Origin of the sequence: Bacteroides acidifaciens (assembly GCF_903181435.1) — a bacterium.
Lineage (GTDB): Bacteria > Bacteroidota > Bacteroidia > Bacteroidales > Bacteroidaceae > Bacteroides.
Genome location: NZ_CAEUHO010000001.1, coordinates 311,981 through 329,319, shown reverse-complemented (window position 1 = coordinate 329,319; position 17,339 = coordinate 311,981). Strand labels below are relative to the sequence as shown.

General features: G+C 45.7%; 17 protein-coding genes and 1 pseudogene. 12 read left to right on the top strand and 6 right to left on the bottom strand.

Annotated features, from left to right (window positions below):
* Nucleotides 1-88: 88 nt before the first annotated feature.
* The 4 genes from CLIN57ABFB40_RS01340 to CLIN57ABFB40_RS01325 all read left to right on the top strand — a co-directional run bounded on the left by CLIN57ABFB40_RS01340 (nucleotide 89) and on the right by CLIN57ABFB40_RS01325 (nucleotide 6,261).
* Nucleotides 89-502, top strand: coding sequence for a DUF6769 family protein (locus tag CLIN57ABFB40_RS01340; RefSeq protein ID WP_175628562.1), 414 nt, complete (start codon nucleotides 89-91; stop codon nucleotides 500-502).
* Between the two features lie 84 nt (nucleotides 503-586).
* Nucleotides 587-1,837, top strand: coding sequence for an efflux RND transporter periplasmic adaptor subunit (locus tag CLIN57ABFB40_RS01335; RefSeq protein ID WP_175628561.1), 1,251 nt, complete (start codon nucleotides 587-589; stop codon nucleotides 1,835-1,837).
* A 49-nt stretch (nucleotides 1,838-1,886) separates the two neighbouring features.
* Nucleotides 1,887-5,036, top strand: coding sequence for an efflux RND transporter permease subunit (locus tag CLIN57ABFB40_RS01330; protein WP_175628560.1), 3,150 nt, complete (start codon nucleotides 1,887-1,889; stop codon nucleotides 5,034-5,036).
* A gap of 31 nt (nucleotides 5,037-5,067) precedes the next feature.
* Complete coding sequence (locus CLIN57ABFB40_RS01325; RefSeq protein ID WP_175628559.1) at nucleotides 5,068-6,261, top strand: TolC family protein; 1,194 nt, start codon at nucleotides 5,068-5,070, stop codon at nucleotides 6,259-6,261.
* Here CLIN57ABFB40_RS01325 and CLIN57ABFB40_RS01320 read toward each other — a convergent pair.
* Nucleotides 6,256-7,719 (bottom strand): methyltransferase RsmF C-terminal domain-like protein, encoded by a 1,464-nt coding sequence (locus tag CLIN57ABFB40_RS01320; protein WP_175628558.1) that lies wholly within the window; start codon nucleotides 7,717-7,719, stop codon nucleotides 6,256-6,258. The two genes, CLIN57ABFB40_RS01325 and CLIN57ABFB40_RS01320, sit on opposite strands and share 6 nt — an antisense overlap.
* 108 nt (nucleotides 7,720-7,827) lie before the next feature.
* On the opposite strand from CLIN57ABFB40_RS01320, the pseudogene CLIN57ABFB40_RS01315 reads away from it, so the two are divergent.
* The 6 genes and pseudogenes from CLIN57ABFB40_RS01315 to CLIN57ABFB40_RS01290 all read left to right on the top strand — a co-directional run.
* Nucleotides 7,828-8,451 (top strand): annotated as a pseudogene (locus CLIN57ABFB40_RS01315) (DUF6249 domain-containing protein); the annotation flags it as partial.
* Nucleotides 8,452-8,484: 33 nt separating this feature from the next.
* A complete protein-coding gene (locus CLIN57ABFB40_RS01310) occupies nucleotides 8,485-9,036 on the top strand; it encodes an RNA polymerase sigma factor (protein WP_175628556.1) in 552 nt (183 codons plus the stop codon).
* Nucleotides 9,017-9,346 carry a DUF5056 domain-containing protein gene (locus CLIN57ABFB40_RS01305; RefSeq protein ID WP_175628555.1) on the top strand — a complete coding sequence of 110 codons (330 nt, stop codon included), beginning with the start codon at nucleotides 9,017-9,019 and terminating at the stop codon, nucleotides 9,344-9,346. The genes CLIN57ABFB40_RS01310 and CLIN57ABFB40_RS01305 overlap by 20 nt, the downstream gene beginning before the upstream one ends.
* A gap of 210 nt (nucleotides 9,347-9,556) precedes the next feature.
* Nucleotides 9,557-10,828, top strand: a complete 1,272-nt coding sequence (gene cls, locus CLIN57ABFB40_RS01300) for a cardiolipin synthase (protein WP_175628554.1) — start codon at nucleotides 9,557-9,559, stop codon at nucleotides 10,826-10,828.
* Between the two features lie 48 nt (nucleotides 10,829-10,876).
* Nucleotides 10,877-11,671: a thymidylate synthase gene (locus CLIN57ABFB40_RS01295; protein WP_175628553.1), complete on the top strand. Its 795-nt coding sequence runs from the start codon at nucleotides 10,877-10,879 to the stop codon at nucleotides 11,669-11,671.
* Nucleotides 11,672-11,675: 4 nt separating this feature from the next.
* Nucleotides 11,676-12,176, top strand: coding sequence for a dihydrofolate reductase (locus CLIN57ABFB40_RS01290; protein ID WP_121765346.1), 501 nt, complete (start codon nucleotides 11,676-11,678; stop codon nucleotides 12,174-12,176).
* A gap of 75 nt (nucleotides 12,177-12,251) precedes the next feature.
* On the opposite strand, the gene CLIN57ABFB40_RS01285 is transcribed toward CLIN57ABFB40_RS01290, so the two are convergent.
* The gene (locus CLIN57ABFB40_RS01285; RefSeq protein WP_024986678.1) at nucleotides 12,252-12,731 is read right to left on the bottom strand and encodes an Lrp/AsnC family transcriptional regulator; all 480 of its coding nucleotides are present in this window, start codon (nucleotides 12,729-12,731) and stop codon (nucleotides 12,252-12,254) included.
* 154 nt (nucleotides 12,732-12,885) lie between these two features.
* On the opposite strand from CLIN57ABFB40_RS01285, the gene CLIN57ABFB40_RS01280 reads away from it, so the two are divergent.
* Together CLIN57ABFB40_RS01280 and CLIN57ABFB40_RS01275 are read left to right on the top strand one after the other, a co-directional pair.
* Complete coding sequence (locus CLIN57ABFB40_RS01280; RefSeq protein WP_175628552.1) at nucleotides 12,886-14,163, top strand: IgA Peptidase M64; 1,278 nt, start codon at nucleotides 12,886-12,888, stop codon at nucleotides 14,161-14,163.
* A gap of 41 nt (nucleotides 14,164-14,204) precedes the next feature.
* Nucleotides 14,205-14,741: a GNAT family N-acetyltransferase gene (locus CLIN57ABFB40_RS01275; protein ID WP_175628551.1), complete on the top strand. Its 537-nt coding sequence runs from the start codon at nucleotides 14,205-14,207 to the stop codon at nucleotides 14,739-14,741.
* Between the two features lie 175 nt (nucleotides 14,742-14,916).
* On the opposite strand, the gene CLIN57ABFB40_RS01270 is transcribed toward CLIN57ABFB40_RS01275, so the two are convergent.
* From CLIN57ABFB40_RS01270 to CLIN57ABFB40_RS01255, 4 genes are read right to left on the bottom strand one after another with little or no spacing between them, the layout of a single operon-like run.
* Nucleotides 14,917-15,387 carry an ExbD/TolR family protein gene (locus tag CLIN57ABFB40_RS01270; protein WP_005678886.1) on the bottom strand — a complete coding sequence of 157 codons (471 nt, stop codon included), beginning with the start codon at nucleotides 15,385-15,387 and terminating at the stop codon, nucleotides 14,917-14,919.
* A 3-nt stretch (nucleotides 15,388-15,390) separates the two neighbouring features.
* Nucleotides 15,391-15,984: an ExbD/TolR family protein gene (locus CLIN57ABFB40_RS01265; protein WP_175628550.1), complete on the bottom strand. Its 594-nt coding sequence runs from the start codon at nucleotides 15,982-15,984 to the stop codon at nucleotides 15,391-15,393.
* A gap of 35 nt (nucleotides 15,985-16,019) precedes the next feature.
* The gene (locus CLIN57ABFB40_RS01260; RefSeq protein WP_175628549.1) at nucleotides 16,020-16,505 is read right to left on the bottom strand and encodes a hypothetical protein; all 486 of its coding nucleotides are present in this window, start codon (nucleotides 16,503-16,505) and stop codon (nucleotides 16,020-16,022) included.
* Nucleotides 16,506-16,511: 6 nt separating this feature from the next.
* Nucleotides 16,512-17,312 carry a MotA/TolQ/ExbB proton channel family protein gene (locus CLIN57ABFB40_RS01255; protein WP_175628548.1) on the bottom strand — a complete coding sequence of 267 codons (801 nt, stop codon included), beginning with the start codon at nucleotides 17,310-17,312 and terminating at the stop codon, nucleotides 16,512-16,514.
* Between the last annotated feature and the right edge of the window lie 27 nt (nucleotides 17,313-17,339).

Sequence of the window (17,339 nt, the reverse complement as noted above, 5' to 3'; positions counted from 1 at the left end):
AGTTTATGTCTCGGCAACTGAGTTGCTGGAACGCTTGCAGGAAAAAGAAAAAGAACCACTAAAAAAATAATTTCTCTAAAAAGAAAGGATGAAGGGGAAGAAACGAATTATAGTAACTCTGCTGTTTTTTATCAACATTATCATGTTGGTGGCAGCCGTTATCCCCCATCACCATCACTCCGACGGAATGATTTGCATGAAGCAGGACTTGCCGGTAGAGCAGCAATGCCCTATGCATCATCACCACCACCCGGCAAACGATTCGTGTTGCAGCAGCGAGTGCCTGACGCGTTTCCAATCGCCTGTGCCATCCGTACATACGGATAGCGGTCCGGATTATGTATTCATCGCTACGCTATTCACGGATGTAATCATAGAACATTTATTGCGACCGCTAGAGAGACGGGTCAAGAACTACTACGTCTACCGAGACTCTCTGCATGGTACGGATACTCCCCGTGCCACTTCCCTTCGTGCTCCCCCCTACTCTGTTTTTGCATAAAAACGTGAATGCAAATCTGTTGCATCCGCGTTACTTTATCTTTGTAACGTAAAAAACAGTAAAACTTAGTAGGAAATATCATTTATGAAGAAGATTTTTTTGATGGGAATCCTGGGCTTGTTCGCTTTGGGCTCCTGCACTAACAAGAATGCGCAAAGTCATGACCACGAAGGACATGACCATAGTACCGTCACACACAACCACGATGGACACAATCATGAAGCGGAAGGACACAACCACGAGGCGGAAGGTGCCGGGCACTCTCACGAAGGAGAATGTAACGGTGACCACAACGAAGCCGCCAACGCCCACAGCGATGAAATTATTCTCCCGAAAGCGAAAGCTGACGCTGCCGGAGTTAAGGTGAGCGTCGTAGAGCCTGCCCCTTTCCGGCAAGTTATCAAAACCAGCGGACAGGTATTGGCTGCACAAGGAGACGAATCCGTAGCCGTAGCCACAGTGGCAGGCGTTGTCTCTTTCCGCGGAAAGGTGACGGAAGGCATGAGCGTAGGAAGCGGCACTCCGTTGGTCACCATTTCTTCGCACAACATCGCAGACGGCGACCCGGTGCAGCGTGCCCGCATCGCTTACGAAGTCTCAAAGAAAGAATACGAACGCATGAAAGCACTTGTAGCCAACAAAATCGTATCCGATAAGGATTTTGCACAGGCGGAGCAGAATTACGAAAATGCCCGTATCAGCTACGAAGCGCTCGCAAAGAACCATTCGGCAATCGGACAGAACATTACCGCACCCATCGCCGGATACGTGAAGAGCATCCTCGTGAAAGAGGGGGACTATGTGACCATCGGCCAACCGCTAGTCAGCGTGACGCAGAACCGCCGCCTGTTCCTTCGTGCCGAAGTGTCGGAAAAGTATTATCCGTATCTCCGCACAATCAGTTCCGCCAATTTCCAGACGCCTTATAATAATAAGGTGTACGAGTTGGGCGCACTGAACGGACGGCTTCTTTCTTTCGGAAAGACATCGGGAGACAACTCTTTCTATGTACCCGTGACTTTTGAATTTGACAATAAAGGCGATGTCATCTCCGGCTCGTTCGTTGAGGTTTATCTGCTTTCTTCACAACTGGATAATGTGCTTTCCCTTCCCCGCACGGCATTGACCGAAGAGCAGGGAGTGTTCTTTGTATATCTGCAACTCGACGAGGAAGGATATAAGAAACAGGAAGTCACTTTAGGCGCCGACAACGGCAAGAGCGTGCAAATCCTCACCGGAATTAAAGCAGGCGACCGTGTCGTGACCGAGGGGGCTTATCAGGTTCGTCTGGCAAGTGCCAGCAACGCCATCCCTGCACACAGCCACGAGCATTAATCACTAAATAAGTCTATCACTAATCATTAACCATTAATCACTAAATAACGTGCTTAATAAAATCATACATTACTCCCTGCACAACCGCCTGGTTGTGCTCTGCGCGGCCGTTCTCCTGCTCATCGCCGGAACTTACACCGCCATGAATACGGAAGTAGACGTGTTTCCCGACCTCAACGCCCCTACGGTGGTCATCATGACCGAAGCCAACGGTATGGCAGCCGAGGAAGTGGAACAACTCGTCACCTTTCCAGTCGAAACAGCCGTGAACGGTGCTACCGGTGTACGCCGTGTACGTTCCTCTTCCACCAACGGTTTTTCTGTCGTATGGGTGGAATTTGACTGGGGGACAGATATTTACCTCGCCCGTCAGATTGTCAGCGAGAAACTGGCGGTGGTCAGCGAATCACTTCCTGTCAATGTCGGCAAGCCGACTCTCGGCCCTCAGTCTTCGATTCTCGGTGAAATGCTTATCGTCGGCCTGACTGCCGACTCGACCTCGATGCTCGACCTTCGGACGATTGCCGACTGGACGATTCGCCCTCGTTTGTTGTCTACCGGCGGTGTGGCGCAGGTGGCAGTACTGGGCGGAGACATCAAAGAATACCAGATTCAGCTAGACCCGGAACGGATGCGCCACTACGGTGTTTCAATGGACGAAGTGATGGCTGTCACCCAGGATATGAACCTCAACGCTAACGGTGGCGTGCTCTACGAGTTTGGAAATGAGTACATTGTGCGTGGCGTTCTTTCCACACCGAAGATAGAGGAACTGGGCAAGTCTGTCGTGAAAACGGTGAATACTTTCCCCGTGACACTGGAAGACATTGCCGATGTGAAAATCGGCCCGAAAGTCCCGAAACTGGGAACGGCTTCCGAACGCGGCAAACCTGCCATACTGATGACTGTCACTAAACAACCTGCCACAAGCACGCTCGAACTGACGGACAAACTGGAAGCTTCACTGAAAGACCTTCAGAAGAACTTGCCTGCGGACGTGAAAGTATCCACCGATATTTTCCGTCAGAGCCGTTTTATCGAAAGTTCTATCGGCAACGTGAAGAAGTCGCTTTTTGAGGGTGGTATCTTTGTGGTTATCGTTCTTTTCCTGTTCCTCGCGAATGTGCGCACAACGGTGATTTCGTTGGTGACATTGCCTATCTCGCTGCTTGTTTCTATTCTGACGCTGCACTATATGGGACTGACCATCAACACGATGAGTCTCGGCGGTATGGCGATTGCCATCGGTTCGCTGGTGGACGACGCGATTGTCGACGTGGAAAATGTGTACCAACGGCTGCGGGAGAACCGCCAGAAACCGGAAGCCGGACGGCTTAGTACGCTCGAAGTGGTGTTCAACGCTTCGAAAGAGGTGCGTATGCCTATTCTTAATTCGACGTTGATTATCGTTGTCAGCTTCGTTCCGTTGTTCTTCCTGAGTGGAATGGAAGGACGTATGCTGGTTCCGCTAGGCATAGCGTTTATCGTGGCGCTGTTTGCTTCGACGGTAGTCGCGCTCACGCTGACTCCGGTGCTTTGCTCATATCTGCTGGGCAGCAACAAGACGAACAAGGAGCTGAAAGAGTCTTTCATAGCCCGTTGGATGAAAGGGATTTACGGAAAAGCGCTCACATGGGTGCTGGCGCACAAACGGGTGACTTTGGGTAGTACTATCGGACTGTTTGTTATCGCTCTCGGTGTGTTCTTCACGCTCGGGCGCAGCTTCTTGCCGTCTTTCAATGAGGGGTCTTTCACTATCAATATCAGTTCGCTGCCGGGTATTTCGCTGGAAGAGAGTAATAAAATGGGGCATCGTGCCGAGGAACTGTTGCTAACGATTCCCGAAATACAGACGGTGGCCCGCAAAACGGGGCGTGCCGAACTGGACGAGCATGCGCTCGGCGTGAACGTGTCGGAAATCGAGGCACCTTTTGAACTGAAAGACCGTCCGCGCAGCGAGCTTGTTGCCGAGGTTCGCGAGAAGTTGGGGACAATCACCGGCGCGAATATAGAAATCGGCCAGCCTATCAGTCACCGTATTGACGCTATGCTGTCCGGTACAAAGGCGAACATTGCTATCAAACTTTTCGGTGACGACCTGAACAAGATGTTCTCGCTCGGCAATCAGATAAAAGAGGCTATCGGGGATATTCCGGGCATTGCCGACCTCAACGTGGAGCAGCAAATAGAACGCCCTCAGTTGAAGATTCAGCCGAAACGGGAAATGTTGGCGAAGTTCGGAATTACCTTGCCGGAGTTTTCGGAGTATGTCAATGTGGCTCTCGCGGGAAAGGTTATCTCGCAGGTTTATGAGCAAGGAAAGAGTTTCGACCTTATTGTAAAGGTGAAGGACGACGCACGGGACGAGATGGAGAAAATCCGCAATCTGATGGTGGATACCAACGATGGCCGCAAGGTTCCTCTGAACTATGTGGCGGAAGTGGTTTCGTCCATGGGACCGAATACCATCAACCGCGAAAACGTGAAACGCAAAATCGTGATTTCAGCCAACGTTGCCGACCGCGACTTGCGTAGTGTGGTGAACGACATCCAGAAACGTATCGACACGTCGGTGCAGCTTCCTGAAGGGTATCACATCGAATATGGCGGACAGTTTGAAAGTGAACAGGCTGCCAGCCGGACATTGGCGCTGACTTCATTTATCAGTATCGTCGTTATCTTCCTGCTGCTTTACCATGAGTTCCGCAGTGTGAAGGAGTCCGGCGTCATCTTGTTGAACCTGCCGCTTGCACTGATTGGCGGTGTATTTGCACTGGTCATCACTACGGGAGAGGTGAGTATTCCGGCTATCATCGGCTTTATCTCTCTGTTCGGTATTGCGACTCGAAACGGTATGTTGCTTATCAGCCACTACAACCATCTGCAAAAAGAGGAAGGGCTGAATGTCTACGACAGCGTAATACAAGGCTCTCTCGACCGTCTGAACCCGATTCTGATGACTGCATTGTCTTCTGCTCTGGCACTGATTCCACTTGCACTGGGTGGCGACTTACCCGGAAATGAGATTCAAAGTCCGATGGCTAAAGTTATCTTGGGCGGACTTTTAACATCTACGTTCCTGAACGGTTTCATCGTCCCGATTGTTTACCTGATGATGCACCAGCGCCTGCGTAGTGCTGAAGCAAGGGTTCCTTCCGGCACGTTGCCGTCTGAGGGGGTAAGCATCAGTGAAATGTAATACGTACTTAGCAACAAATAAAAGAAAAAGTATGAAACGAATTATTATCATAGGTTCTTTTGCTGCTACTGCACTCTTTGCCCTTACGGGCGGTGTGCAGGCTCAGAGCAGCATAGAGCAGGTATTAAAAAATATAGAAACGAATAATAAGGAATTGCAGGCGAACGCCCAACTTATTACTTCGCAAAAATTGGAGTCACGAACGGACAATAACTTGCCCGACCCCACACTTTCTTACGCGCATCTTTGGGGCGCGAAAGATAAGAGTGAAACGATTGGCGAGTTGGTTGTTTCACAAAGTTTCGATTTCCCCAGTTTGTATGCAACGCGCAATAAGCTGAACCGGTTGAAGGCAGGAGCTTATGACAGTCAGGCTGATGTTTTCCGCCAGGAGAAATTATTGCAGGCGAAAGAAATTTGCCTGGACATTATCATGCTTCGTCAGCAGAAAAATATCTTGGAAGAGCGTCTGCGTAACGCGGAAGAGCTTGCCAAGATGTACGCCAAACGTCTGCAAACGGGAGACGCGAATGCGCTTGAGACGAACAAGATTAACCTGGAACTGCTGAACGTGAAAACAGAAGCGTCTCTGAACGAGACGGCACTCCGCAATAAGTTGCAGGAACTGAACACGTTGAACGGAAATATTCCGGTGGTTTTCGAGGAGAACCAGTACGCGGATGTGCCTTTCCCCTCTGATTATCAGATTTTGAAATCTGAGGTGATGTCCGCAGACCGCACGTTGATGGCACTTGGCAACGAGAGTCTGGTTGCCCGCAAACAGATTGCTGTCAACAAGTCTCAGTGGCTGCCGAAGCTGGAGTTGGGGTATCGGCGGAATACGGAGACGGGAGTACCGTTCAACGGTGTAGTGGTCGGCTTTTCTTTCCCGATTTTCGAAAACCGGAATAAGGTAAAGATTGCCAAAGCACAAGCGCTGAATATTGACTTGCAAAAGGATAATGCCACATTGCAGGTAGAGTCTGAACTGGCACAACTTTATCGGGAGGCTAAAGCGCTGTATGCTTCGATGGAAGAATACAGCAAAACGTTCCAGTCACAACAGGACTTGGCATTGCTGAAACAGGCGTTGACGGGCGGACAAATCAGCATGATTGAATATTTTGTCGAAGTATCCGTGATTTATCAAAGCTACCAGAATTTTCTGCAACTGGAAAATCAGTACCAAAAGGCGATGGCACGGATTTACAAAAGTAAGCTATAATGTCTTTATTTCATCCGGCAAATATCCACTGCGGATACGCCACTCTTGTGGATAAAGATTATTGGCACGATTGCCGATATTCTTTACGAAACCGAGAGGGATATTCCGGTAAGTAAGTAAAATATAACCGCGAGGGGCTGTTGCCGGCAAGGCAATGGCCTCTTTCCGTAAATAGGCAATCGCTTGTTCGTAGGTTATATCTTCGGTCGCAAAAACTCCCTGCCGCAATAGCACGGAACTCATCGCCAAAGCGTGGTCGGGAATTAAATCTTTCCCTTTCACCTCTCCTATGCCAACTCCCGCCGATACGATTTTCAAGCTTTGCTTCATAGCTGCCAGTTCGTCAACGTACTGCTGCGGAAAGGCTTGAATCTTTGTTCCCTCTGCCGATACTATATATCCGGGGAGTTTCTCTTCATTCAGCCAATTCTTAGCTATATTCAGATGCTCTTTAGAGACAGGTGAAGGGGTTGCCCCACCTTTCTTATCCTTTTTCTTGGCTGCCTTGTTTTTTGAAGAAGAAAAAGCGGGCATGGTATCTTCTTCTGTCTCCGGTTTGCGAAGGGCGGCAAGAAAGAAACCTTCACCTTTGGTTTTGTGCGGGAAGAAATGGTAGACAGGAGCCTTTTGTTCAGAATTTCCAACTGCTTTAGAGTTATCAGACTCTTTATATAGAAGATTTCCTGTGATATTCCAGTCTTCCCGGATTTCCAAAGCTAACGGTTCGGCTCCGAATTCCTGCTGAATCCAATGGACGTTTTCTTCATCTTCTTTTGTATTATAGGTGCACGTACTATATATAAGGATTCCACCCGGCTTCAAGCTAGGCCAAATATCTGCGATAATTCTCCGCTGCCGTTGCCAGCATATTTCCACATTCTCCGGACTCCACTCTTCAACAGCCACCGGGTCTTTGCGGAACATTCCTTCACCGGAACAGGGCACATCGGTCAGAATCACGTCAAAGAAAGACAGCAAGGACGAAAAGTCAGCAGGGTCATTATTCGTAACGACTACATCCGGATGTCCCCACTTTGTCAAGTTCTCCGCCAAAATCTGCGAACGGTTTCGGATGACTTCATTAGCAACCAGCAGACTTCCCTCAGGAAGCACGCTACGGGCATGAGTCGATTTCCCACCGGGGGCAGCGCAAAGGTCTAGCATCACCACCGGATCTGTAACGTATTGCCGGAGCACCTGCTCCACAAACATAGAAGAGGCTTCCTGAACATAATAGCACCCCGCATGGAACAACGGGTCGAACGTAAAAGTAAGACGCTCATCAAGATAAAAGCCCTCGGATGCCCAAGGAACTGGGAGAAGTGGAGAGTCCATTCTCAACTTATTCAACCTTATGCTGACAGGCGGTTCCTGTTGGATGGCGGCAGCCAGTTTATCGTATTCTTCGTCGCCCAATAAAGAGCGGGTGTAAGCTGTGAAAGAAGCGGGTAAATCCATTTTCGTCTAATAATTTGCGCAAATATCAAAAATATTTCGTCTCTTTGCAACTTTCTTGGATATTAACTACGTCTAACAAACAAAGAAACAAATTAAAGAACTATTTATATGAAAAATTTTCTACTTGCCTTGATGGTCATACTGACCACTTGCACATTGGCTATCGCCCAAAATAATACGACTATTAAACGTGACTCCGTTGGAAACGTAAAAGTTAGTGTAAAGAAAGGTAGCAAAGCGAATACGAACAATACTGCCGTGACAGTGATTGGCGTGGATACTGCGGATGCTGATTCGGCCGAGATAGATGATGATTCAAATAGTGTTAGTCATGGTAGCGCCAGTTTTAGCATAGATACGGATAGCGATGATTTTCCATTCAACAAAATTGAAAATACTATCGGTGGTGGTATTTTAGTAGCTATTGTCGCCATAGTTGCCGTATTCGGATTGCCAGTATTTATTCTGTTTGTCATATTCTTCTTCCGCTACAAAAACCGGAAGGCACGCTACCGCCTTGCGGAACAGGCACTTGCCGCCGGGCAGCCGTTACCAGCAGATTTTATCCGCGAAAACAAACCCGTCGACCAACGCTCACTAGGTATAAAAAATACATTTACCGGCATAGGGCTTTTCGTCTTCCTTTGGGCTATCACGGGCGAGTTTGGAATTGGTACCATCGGCTTGTTAGTGGCTTTTATGGGCATCGGACAATGGATTATAGGTTACAAGTGAGCCTAACAAAGACAAGAACGAAAAAGAAAGATGAGTCAACTCAACGATATATCGCTAGTCGCACAGGTCGTGGTGTTCAAAAACACCAAGGCCTTCGACCAGTTGGTGGGAAAATACCAGTCGCCTGTCCGGCGCTTTTTCCTGAACCTGACTTGCGGCGACAGCGAATTGAGTGACGACCTGGCACAAGATACATTTATCAAGGCATACACGAACATCGCCTCTTTCCGAAACTTATCCAGTTTCTCTACGTGGCTGTACCGTATTGCTTATAATGTTTTTTATGATTATATTCGCAGCCGGAAAGAGACGGCTGAGTTGGATACAAGAGAAATAGACGCCATCAACAGTACCGAACAGGAGAATGTAGGTCAGAAAATGGACGTCTACCAGTCACTCAAGACGCTCAAAGAAGTGGAAAGAACCTGCATCACGTTGTTCTACATGGAAGATGTAAGTATCGACAAGATTGCGGGTATAGTAGGAATACCGGCAGGAACGGTGAAAAGCCATCTGTCGCGTGGGAAAGATAAATTAGCAATGTATTTAAAACAAAACGGTTATGACAGAAGTAGACTATGATAAGTTCTTGCGGGATTTCTTTGCGGAAAACAAGCAGGAAATAGCGGACAACGGATTCAGTCGCCGTGTCATGCGCCACTTGCCCGACCGCAGCCGTCGGCTGGCGCGTATCTGGAATGCTTTCGTGATGGCGGTGGCAGCCGTGCTTTTCTTTTGGCTGGGCGGTTTCGAGGCTGCTTGGGAAACAATAAGGGAAGTGTTCATCGATATGGTTAACCATGGTGCCACAAGCCTTGACCCGAAATCAATAATTATCGCTACGGTTGTTCTGCTATTCATGGCAACACGGAAAGTAGCTTCTTTGGCGTAAACGCCTATCTGAAGGATATATAATTACAAGCCCGGAGAACTTCTGTGTATCTCCGGGCTTTTTTTATTCTTCAGACTAAGAAGTCTTCATTAGTTCTTCATTAGCCGGCCGGTCTGTTAAACAATGGTAAATTTACCCTTTCTTCCGGGCAGCCCCAAACTTAGATGTTGTATCTTTGTTGACATGTAAACTAAAATAGAGAGAAGAGTTTTGAAACTACATATATTTATTTTATTTCTGTTCCTGTCTTTAGTGCGCGCCCAAGCGGATGTTATCGACAGTTTGATGACACAATCCAGAGACTCAATCGGATTAACAAGTGATTCTCTTGTACTGAATTTCCTGAAAGAATCAGGAATTCCTATCTCCGATAACAATAAAGTGAAACTGCTGAAAAGCGGACGGGAAAAGTTTATCGATTTATTTGAAGCCATACGCGAAGCCAAACACCATGTGCATTTGGAATATTTCAACTTTCGCAACGACTCCATAGCCAATGCCTTATTCGACTTGTTGGCAGAGAAAGTGAAGGAAGGTGTCGAAGTACGGGCTATGTTTGATGCTTTCGGCAACTGGTCGAACAATAAACCGCTCAAAAAGAGGCATCTCAAGAAAATACGCGAAAGGGGTATCGAGATTGTCAAGTTCGACCCATTTACCTTCCCTTACATCAACCATGCCGCCCACCGCGACCACCGGAAAATTGCCGTTATCGACGGAAAAGTGGCTTATACAGGGGGGATGAATATCGCCGATTACTACATCAACGGCTTACCCAAAATCGGAACGTGGCGGGATATGCATATGCGCATCGAGGGGGATGCGGTCAATGACTTGCAAGAAATTTTCCTCACGATTTGGAATAAGGAGACTAAACAGAATATAGGTGGAGAAGCCTATTTACCGCAGCATGAGGGACGGACGGACAGTACCAATATCATGGTTGCCATCGTTGACCGCACTCCAAAGAAAAATAGTCGTATGCTGAGTCATGCGTATGCAATGAGCATCTATTCGGCACAGAAGAACGTGCACATCGTCAACCCTTATTTCGTGCCGACTTCTTCCATCAAGAAAGCGTTGAACCGCTCCATCGACCGGGGAGTGGATGTGACAATCATGGTTTCTTCCGCATCCGACATTCCGTTTACGCCGGATGCTGCGCTTTACAAACTTCATAAGCTGATGAAAAGAGGAGCTACCGTCTATATGTACAACGGTGGCTTCCATCATTCGAAAATTATGATGGTGGATGACCTGTTCTGCACGGTCGGTACTGCCAACTTGAACAGCCGAAGCCTACGATACGATTACGAGACGAATGCTTTCATCTTCGACAAGAAAACAACTGCCGAACTAAATACAATGTTTTACAACGACATCGAACACTGTACCCAACTGACACCCGAATTTTGGAAAAAGCGTTCGCCTTGGAAAAAGTTCGTCGGCTGGTTTGCGAATTTATTCACCCCATTTTTGTAATTTTGTACGGAGAATGATTTTCACCACAGATTATGTAATTTATTCATTATGAAACAATACCTGGATTTGCTTAATCGTGTACTTACCGAAGGCACGAAAAAAAGTGACCGCACCGGAACGGGAACCATCAGCGTTTTCGGTCATCAAATGCGTTTTAATCTCGAAGACGGTTTCCCTTGTCTGACAACGAAGAAACTGCATCTGAAATCAATCATATACGAGCTGCTTTGGTTCCTACAGGGGGACACCAACGTAAAATATCTGCAAGAACATGGAGTACGTATCTGGAACGAATGGGCGGACGAGAACGGTGACTTGGGACACGTCTACGGTTACCAGTGGCGTTCATGGCCTGACTACAATGGCGGATTCATCGACCAAATCAGCGAAGTGGTGGAAACGCTCAAGCATAACCCGGATTCACGCCGCATTATCGTAAGTGCTTGGAACGTGGCCGACTTGAACAATATGAATCTCCCACCCTGCCATGCGTTCTTCCAGTTTTATGTAGCAGACGGACGGTTGAGCCTGCAACTTTACCAACGCAGTGCGGACATTTTCCTCGGTGTGCCTTTCAACATCGCTTCTTACGCATTATTATTGCAAATGATGGCGCAAGTGACAGGATTGAAGGCCGGCGACTTTGTACATACTTTCGGCGATGCACACATCTATCTGAACCATCTGGAACAGGTAAAACTGCAACTGTCACGCGCCCCCCGCCCGTTGCCGCAAATGAAAATCAACCCGGATGTGAAAAACATCTTCTACTTCAAATTCGAAGATTTCGAATTAGTTAATTACGACCCTCATCCGCATATTGCCGGAGTAGTAGCTGTATAACCCTATGAGTAAAATATCAATCATCGCCGCTGTAGACCAGCGTATGGCAATAGGCTTTCAGAATAAACTTCTTTTTTGGTTACCCAACGACTTGAAGCGTTTCAAGTCGCTGACTACCGGAAACACGATTATAATGGGACGTAAAACTTTCGAATCTCTTCCGAAAGGCGCGTTACCTAATCGCAGAAACGTGGTATTATCCTCGAATCCGGCAACCGAATGTCCCGGCGCAGAAGTTTTTCCTTCACTCGAAGCTGCCCTGCAAAGCTGCCGGGAAGATGAACATGTATATATAATTGGCGGTGCAAGCATTTATCGTCAAGCGCTCCCTTTTGCGGACGAACTCTGCCTAACTGAGATAGACAGTACTGCTCCGGAAGCCGATGTCTATTTTCCGGAAGTCTCTCCGGAGATATGGCAAGAAAAAAGCAGAGAAGCTCATCCTGCAGATGAGAAACATCTCTGCTCCTATGCTTTTGTGGACTACGTGAAAAAACAATTATAGACTACGTGAAAAATAATTTGTAGACTATGTGAGAAAATTTGTCTATTTTCTCTTTCCGTCTGCCCCGAATATTGATTAATCTTCGTCTTCTACGTCGACCATTATAGGCATTTGCCGCTTAATGGCTTCGTGGAAGGAGATTAGCGTTTCCGTACGCGCCAAGCCCAATGGCTGCAACTTATCGTGAATGATACTCAGCAAGTGATGGTTATTCTTGGCGTAAATCTTGATAAACATATCATATTTTCCGGTAGTGAAATGACATTCCACCACTTCTGGGATAGCTTCCAAAGCTTTTGTCACCGAATCAAAAGATTCTGGGTCTTTTAGGTATATGCCGATATAAGCACAAGTTTCGTATCCTACTTTTTCGGGGTCAATAACATATTCCGAGCCTTTGAGTATTCCCAAGTTAGTCAGTTTCTGAATACGCTGATGAATCGCAGCACCGGAGACATTGCAAGCTCTCGCCACTTCCAGAAAAGGAATGCGGGCATTACCTGCTATCAGCTTCAGTATTTGCTCATCTAAAGTATCTAATTGATGATGTCCCATGTTTTTAAATCAAATTGTTTTTGTCAGTGAATCTTTTGTGCAAAGTTAGCGATTTTCCGGCAACAAATACTATAATCTATTACTTTTATTTGTAGGAAGCAGACAAATCAATAATAGTTTGTATCTTTGTAAAAAACATAAATATACCATTTATATGAAACAAATTTGCTGTATTGTTCTATTCTTCTTCACTGTCGTAGAAGCTCACGCACAGAACTTTGCCGATTATTTTCAAAACAAGACATTGCGAGTGGACTATATCTTTACCGGAGATGCCAAGCAACAGGCTATCTATCTGGACGAACTGTCACAGCTCCCTTCTTGGGCGGGTCGCCAGCATCATTTGTCCGAACTTCCACTGGAAGGCAATGGACAAATCATCGTGAAAGACCTCGCTACCAAACAGTGTATTTATAAGACTTCCTTCTCTTCCCTGTTTCAAGAGTGGCTGACCACGGACGAAGCTAAAGAAACAGCAAAGGGATTCGAGAACACATTTCTTCTCCCATCCCCCAAGCAACCGGTTGAAGTGGAAGTAACTCTGTATTCTCCACGCAGAGAAGTTATAGCGAACTACAAGCATATTGTCCACCCCGACGATATTCTGATTCATAAACGTGGCGTGTCACATGTCACTCCACACCGTTATATGCTCCAAAACGGTAATGAGAAAGATTGTATCGATGTCGCTATCCTTGCCGAAGGGTACACTGAAAAGGAAATGGATTTATTTTACCAGGATGCGCAAATTGCCTGTGAAAGCTTGTTCTCACACGAACCATTCCGTTCCATGAAGGATAAGTTCAATATCGTTGCCGTCGCTAGTCCGTCTACGGACAGCGGTGTCAGTGTCCCCCGCGAGAACCTGTGGAAACAAACAGCCGTCCACTCACATTTCGATACTTTCTACTCGGAACGTTATCTGACTACCAGTCGGGTGAAAGCCATCCATAACGCCTTGGCGGGTATTCCTTACGAACATATTATTATTCTTGCCAATACCGACGTATATGGTGGCGGTGGAATCTACAACTCCTACACGCTGACTACCGCCCATCATCCGATGTTCAAACCGGTAGTAGTCCACGAATTCGGACACAGCTTCGCCGGACTGGCTGACGAATATTTCTATGAGGACGATATAATGACAGATACTTATCCGCTGGATATTGAACCGTGGGAACAAAACATCTCAACACGAGTGGACTTTGCATCCAAATGGGAGAATATACTCCCTTCCGACACGCCAATACCAACTCCTGTTGCTGAAAAGAAAAAATATCCGGTAGGTGTCTATGAAGGGGCTGGTTATTCTGCCAAAGGTATTTATCGCCCCGCTTATGATTGCCGTATGAAAACAAACGGATACCCTGAATTTTGTCCGGTTTGCCAACGCGCCATCCGCCGGGTAATCGAATTTTATATTCCTTAATGATTAGATTATATTTAATATAAACTTAAAACCCAAACCGCATGATTAGATTTCAACCGATTAACACATCGGATTTCCAACATTACAAGTTTATGGAAGAACTGCTTATAGATGCATTTCCACCAGAAGAATACCGCGAGTTGAACCAACTGCGCGAATACACCGACCGCGTGGGCAACTTTCACAATAACATCATCTTTGATGATGACCTGCCTATCGGCTTTATCACCTACTGGGACTTCGACAGTTTCTACTATGTAGAGCACTTCGCCACCAATCCCGCTCTACGAAATGGCGGATACGGGAAACGTACTCTCGAATACCTATGCAACTACTTGAAACAGCCCATTGTTCTCGAAGTTGAACGCCCAATAGAAGACATGGCAAAACGCCGCATCGGATTCTACCAGCGCCAAGGTTTCGTCTTGTGGGAGAAAGACTATTATCAGCCGCCTTATAAGCCGGGGGATGACTTCCTGCCTATGTACTTAATGGTACATGGCAATCTCGAGCCAGAAAAAGATTATGAAGAAATAAAGCGTAAACTTCATACAGTCGTTTACGGGGTAAAAGAATAAAAGGTAAGCATATCAGTAATCACATAAAGTGGCTATATACAATCACAATTCTACAACTTAACCAAAGAATAGAAGACTGATAAAATGAAGATTACAAATAAAAGATTAACCAAATAAAGAAAGGGCTTCCAAAATCATTTGGAAGCCCTTTCTTTCATATAGTTGAATTAACTAATTATTTTTCACCACGTTTAGTAGCAGAATAGTTAATCTTCAAAGCGTAAGATTTTCTAAGAGCATTTTTTACGTCAGTAACAATACCCATCTTAGTCTTTTGGTCAACCTTCAGAGAAACAGTCATTTTCGCTGCATCTCCCTCACTCATACTAGCACGCTCCTGGAAAATGAAGTCTTGTACTTCACCAACTTCAGCATAGCTGTCATTAAGCTGAATACGACTTTCAGTACCCATTTTCGCGCGATATTCCTGAGTAGGTTCACCTACATAAATGAATGTCACCAGTGATTTCTTCTCCAGTTTTTCGAGTTCAGTACCTTGCGGAAGTGTAAACTGCACCTTTAATGTTACCTCACGCATTGTTGTTACAATCATAAAGAAGAACAACAATGTAAAGATAAGGTCAGGCAACGAAGAAGTATTCAATGCCGGCATTTCACGTTTACCAGTCTTATTAAATTTTCCCATTACTTACTTCTTTTTTTCTCCGTATTTTTTAGGTTCTGCCTCAGAAATTCGTTGCGGATAGATTTCACGGACAGCTTTCTGCTGTTCATCAGTCAACTCCGCATATTTCACTCCGAACTTTTCTGTAGCTAGTTCATCTCTCAATTCATTGTATGCAGCAACCAACTCGTTCTGCACACTAATATATGCCTGATAAGAAGAGCCACGGTCATTCTGCAAAGAAACTACATGCTTGTCACTAACAAGAGTTGTACCAAAAAATTCCACATTCTTCTGTGTTTTTTCAGGCATATTCTCTGCATTATTAACATTAGCAATAAATTCTTTAGCCTTATCCCTCAACTGATCAACACCGATATAATCATTACCGCACATCAAAGCGTCATCTTTATTCAGATATACCTGCAAAATGTTACGTTCTTTGATTTTATCAGCATCATCTTTTCTTTCATCTTCGGGCGGTGGTGGCAAAAGTCTTGCCAAACCACGGTCCGTATCCATTGATGTCGTAATCAAGAAGAAGATCAGCAACAAGAAAGCGATATCTGCCGTAGAACTTGAGTTAATATCAGGAACTTTTCTTTTTCCTTTTGCCATTGTAATTACTTATTTAATTGAGTATCCTCAATTGATTACGATAATTTTTTCTTTATACCACTTGCGATGATTGCAACAACTGTCACAAACAACAAGATGTAAATAGAATAAAGGAACATATCAGTCAGTTTCAGCCAGAAAGGAACGTTGTCCGTACCGCTATAACCCGGAATTTGCATCGGTGTACCGTCACCCATAGACCAAGCTACAACTAAAACAACAACCAAAAGCACCAAACCAAGTAAAGACTTAATTGCATTTGCCGGATTATCTTTCAAAGCTGCGCCAAATTGGAATATGGCAGCAATAACAGTAGCAGCAACAGCCAAACCAAACAATACATAAATAAGCAATAGCAAAGTATTAGTATGTGCCGGTTGCCACATTTCAGGATCTACTCCTACAACAACATCCGCACCCTGAGCATCACCACCGAGATAGAAAAGTCCCAGCACAATGAGGATGACAGCAAACATCGCATACAAAGCATAATACGATATTCTATATGTTAACTTACTCATTTCGAATTATTTTTTGTATTTCAGATCATATTTGATTACCATGTCAAGCAAAGAGATAGAAGAATCTTCCATTTCGCTTGTAAGAGCTTCAATCTTAGCAAGTACGTAGTTATAGAACACCTGAAGGATCAAAGCAACGATCAAACCGAAGATAGTTGTAATCAAGGCAACTTTCATACCACCAGCAACAACCGTCGGAGAGATATCACCTACCTGTTGGATTTTGTCGAACGCCTGCACCATACCAATTACAGTACCCAAGAATCCGAGTGACGGAGCCATTGCGATAAACAGTGTGATCCAAGAACATCCTTTTTCAAGGTAACCAGCCTGTACACCACCGTAGGATACAACTGATTTTTCAACAACATCGATACCCTGGTCAATTCTCATCAAACCTTGGTAGTAGATAGAAGCAATCGGACCTCTCGTGTTACGAGCAATGTCTTTAGCAGCTTCAACATCACCTTTTTCCAAAGCAGCTTCGATAGATGCCATGAATTTCTTTGTGTTGATTTCAGCCAAACTCAAATAGATGATACGTTCGATACAGAAAGCCAAACCGATCACCAAAGCGACAGCTACCAAACTCATGAAAGATGCAGTACCTTCAATGAATTTAACTTTCAGTTCTTTGTGAATACCACCTTCTTCTGCAACAGGAGCAGCAGCGGTAGTCTCAGCAGCAGGAGCAACAGCTTGTTGTTCAGTTTGTTCTGCTGCAGGAGCTTCTTGAGCCTGAGCAAGTTGAATAGAGCCAAATGTAAAGGCACCAATCACAGCAACAATTGCGAATAACTTTTTCATTGTGTGTCTAATTTTTAAGATTAATTA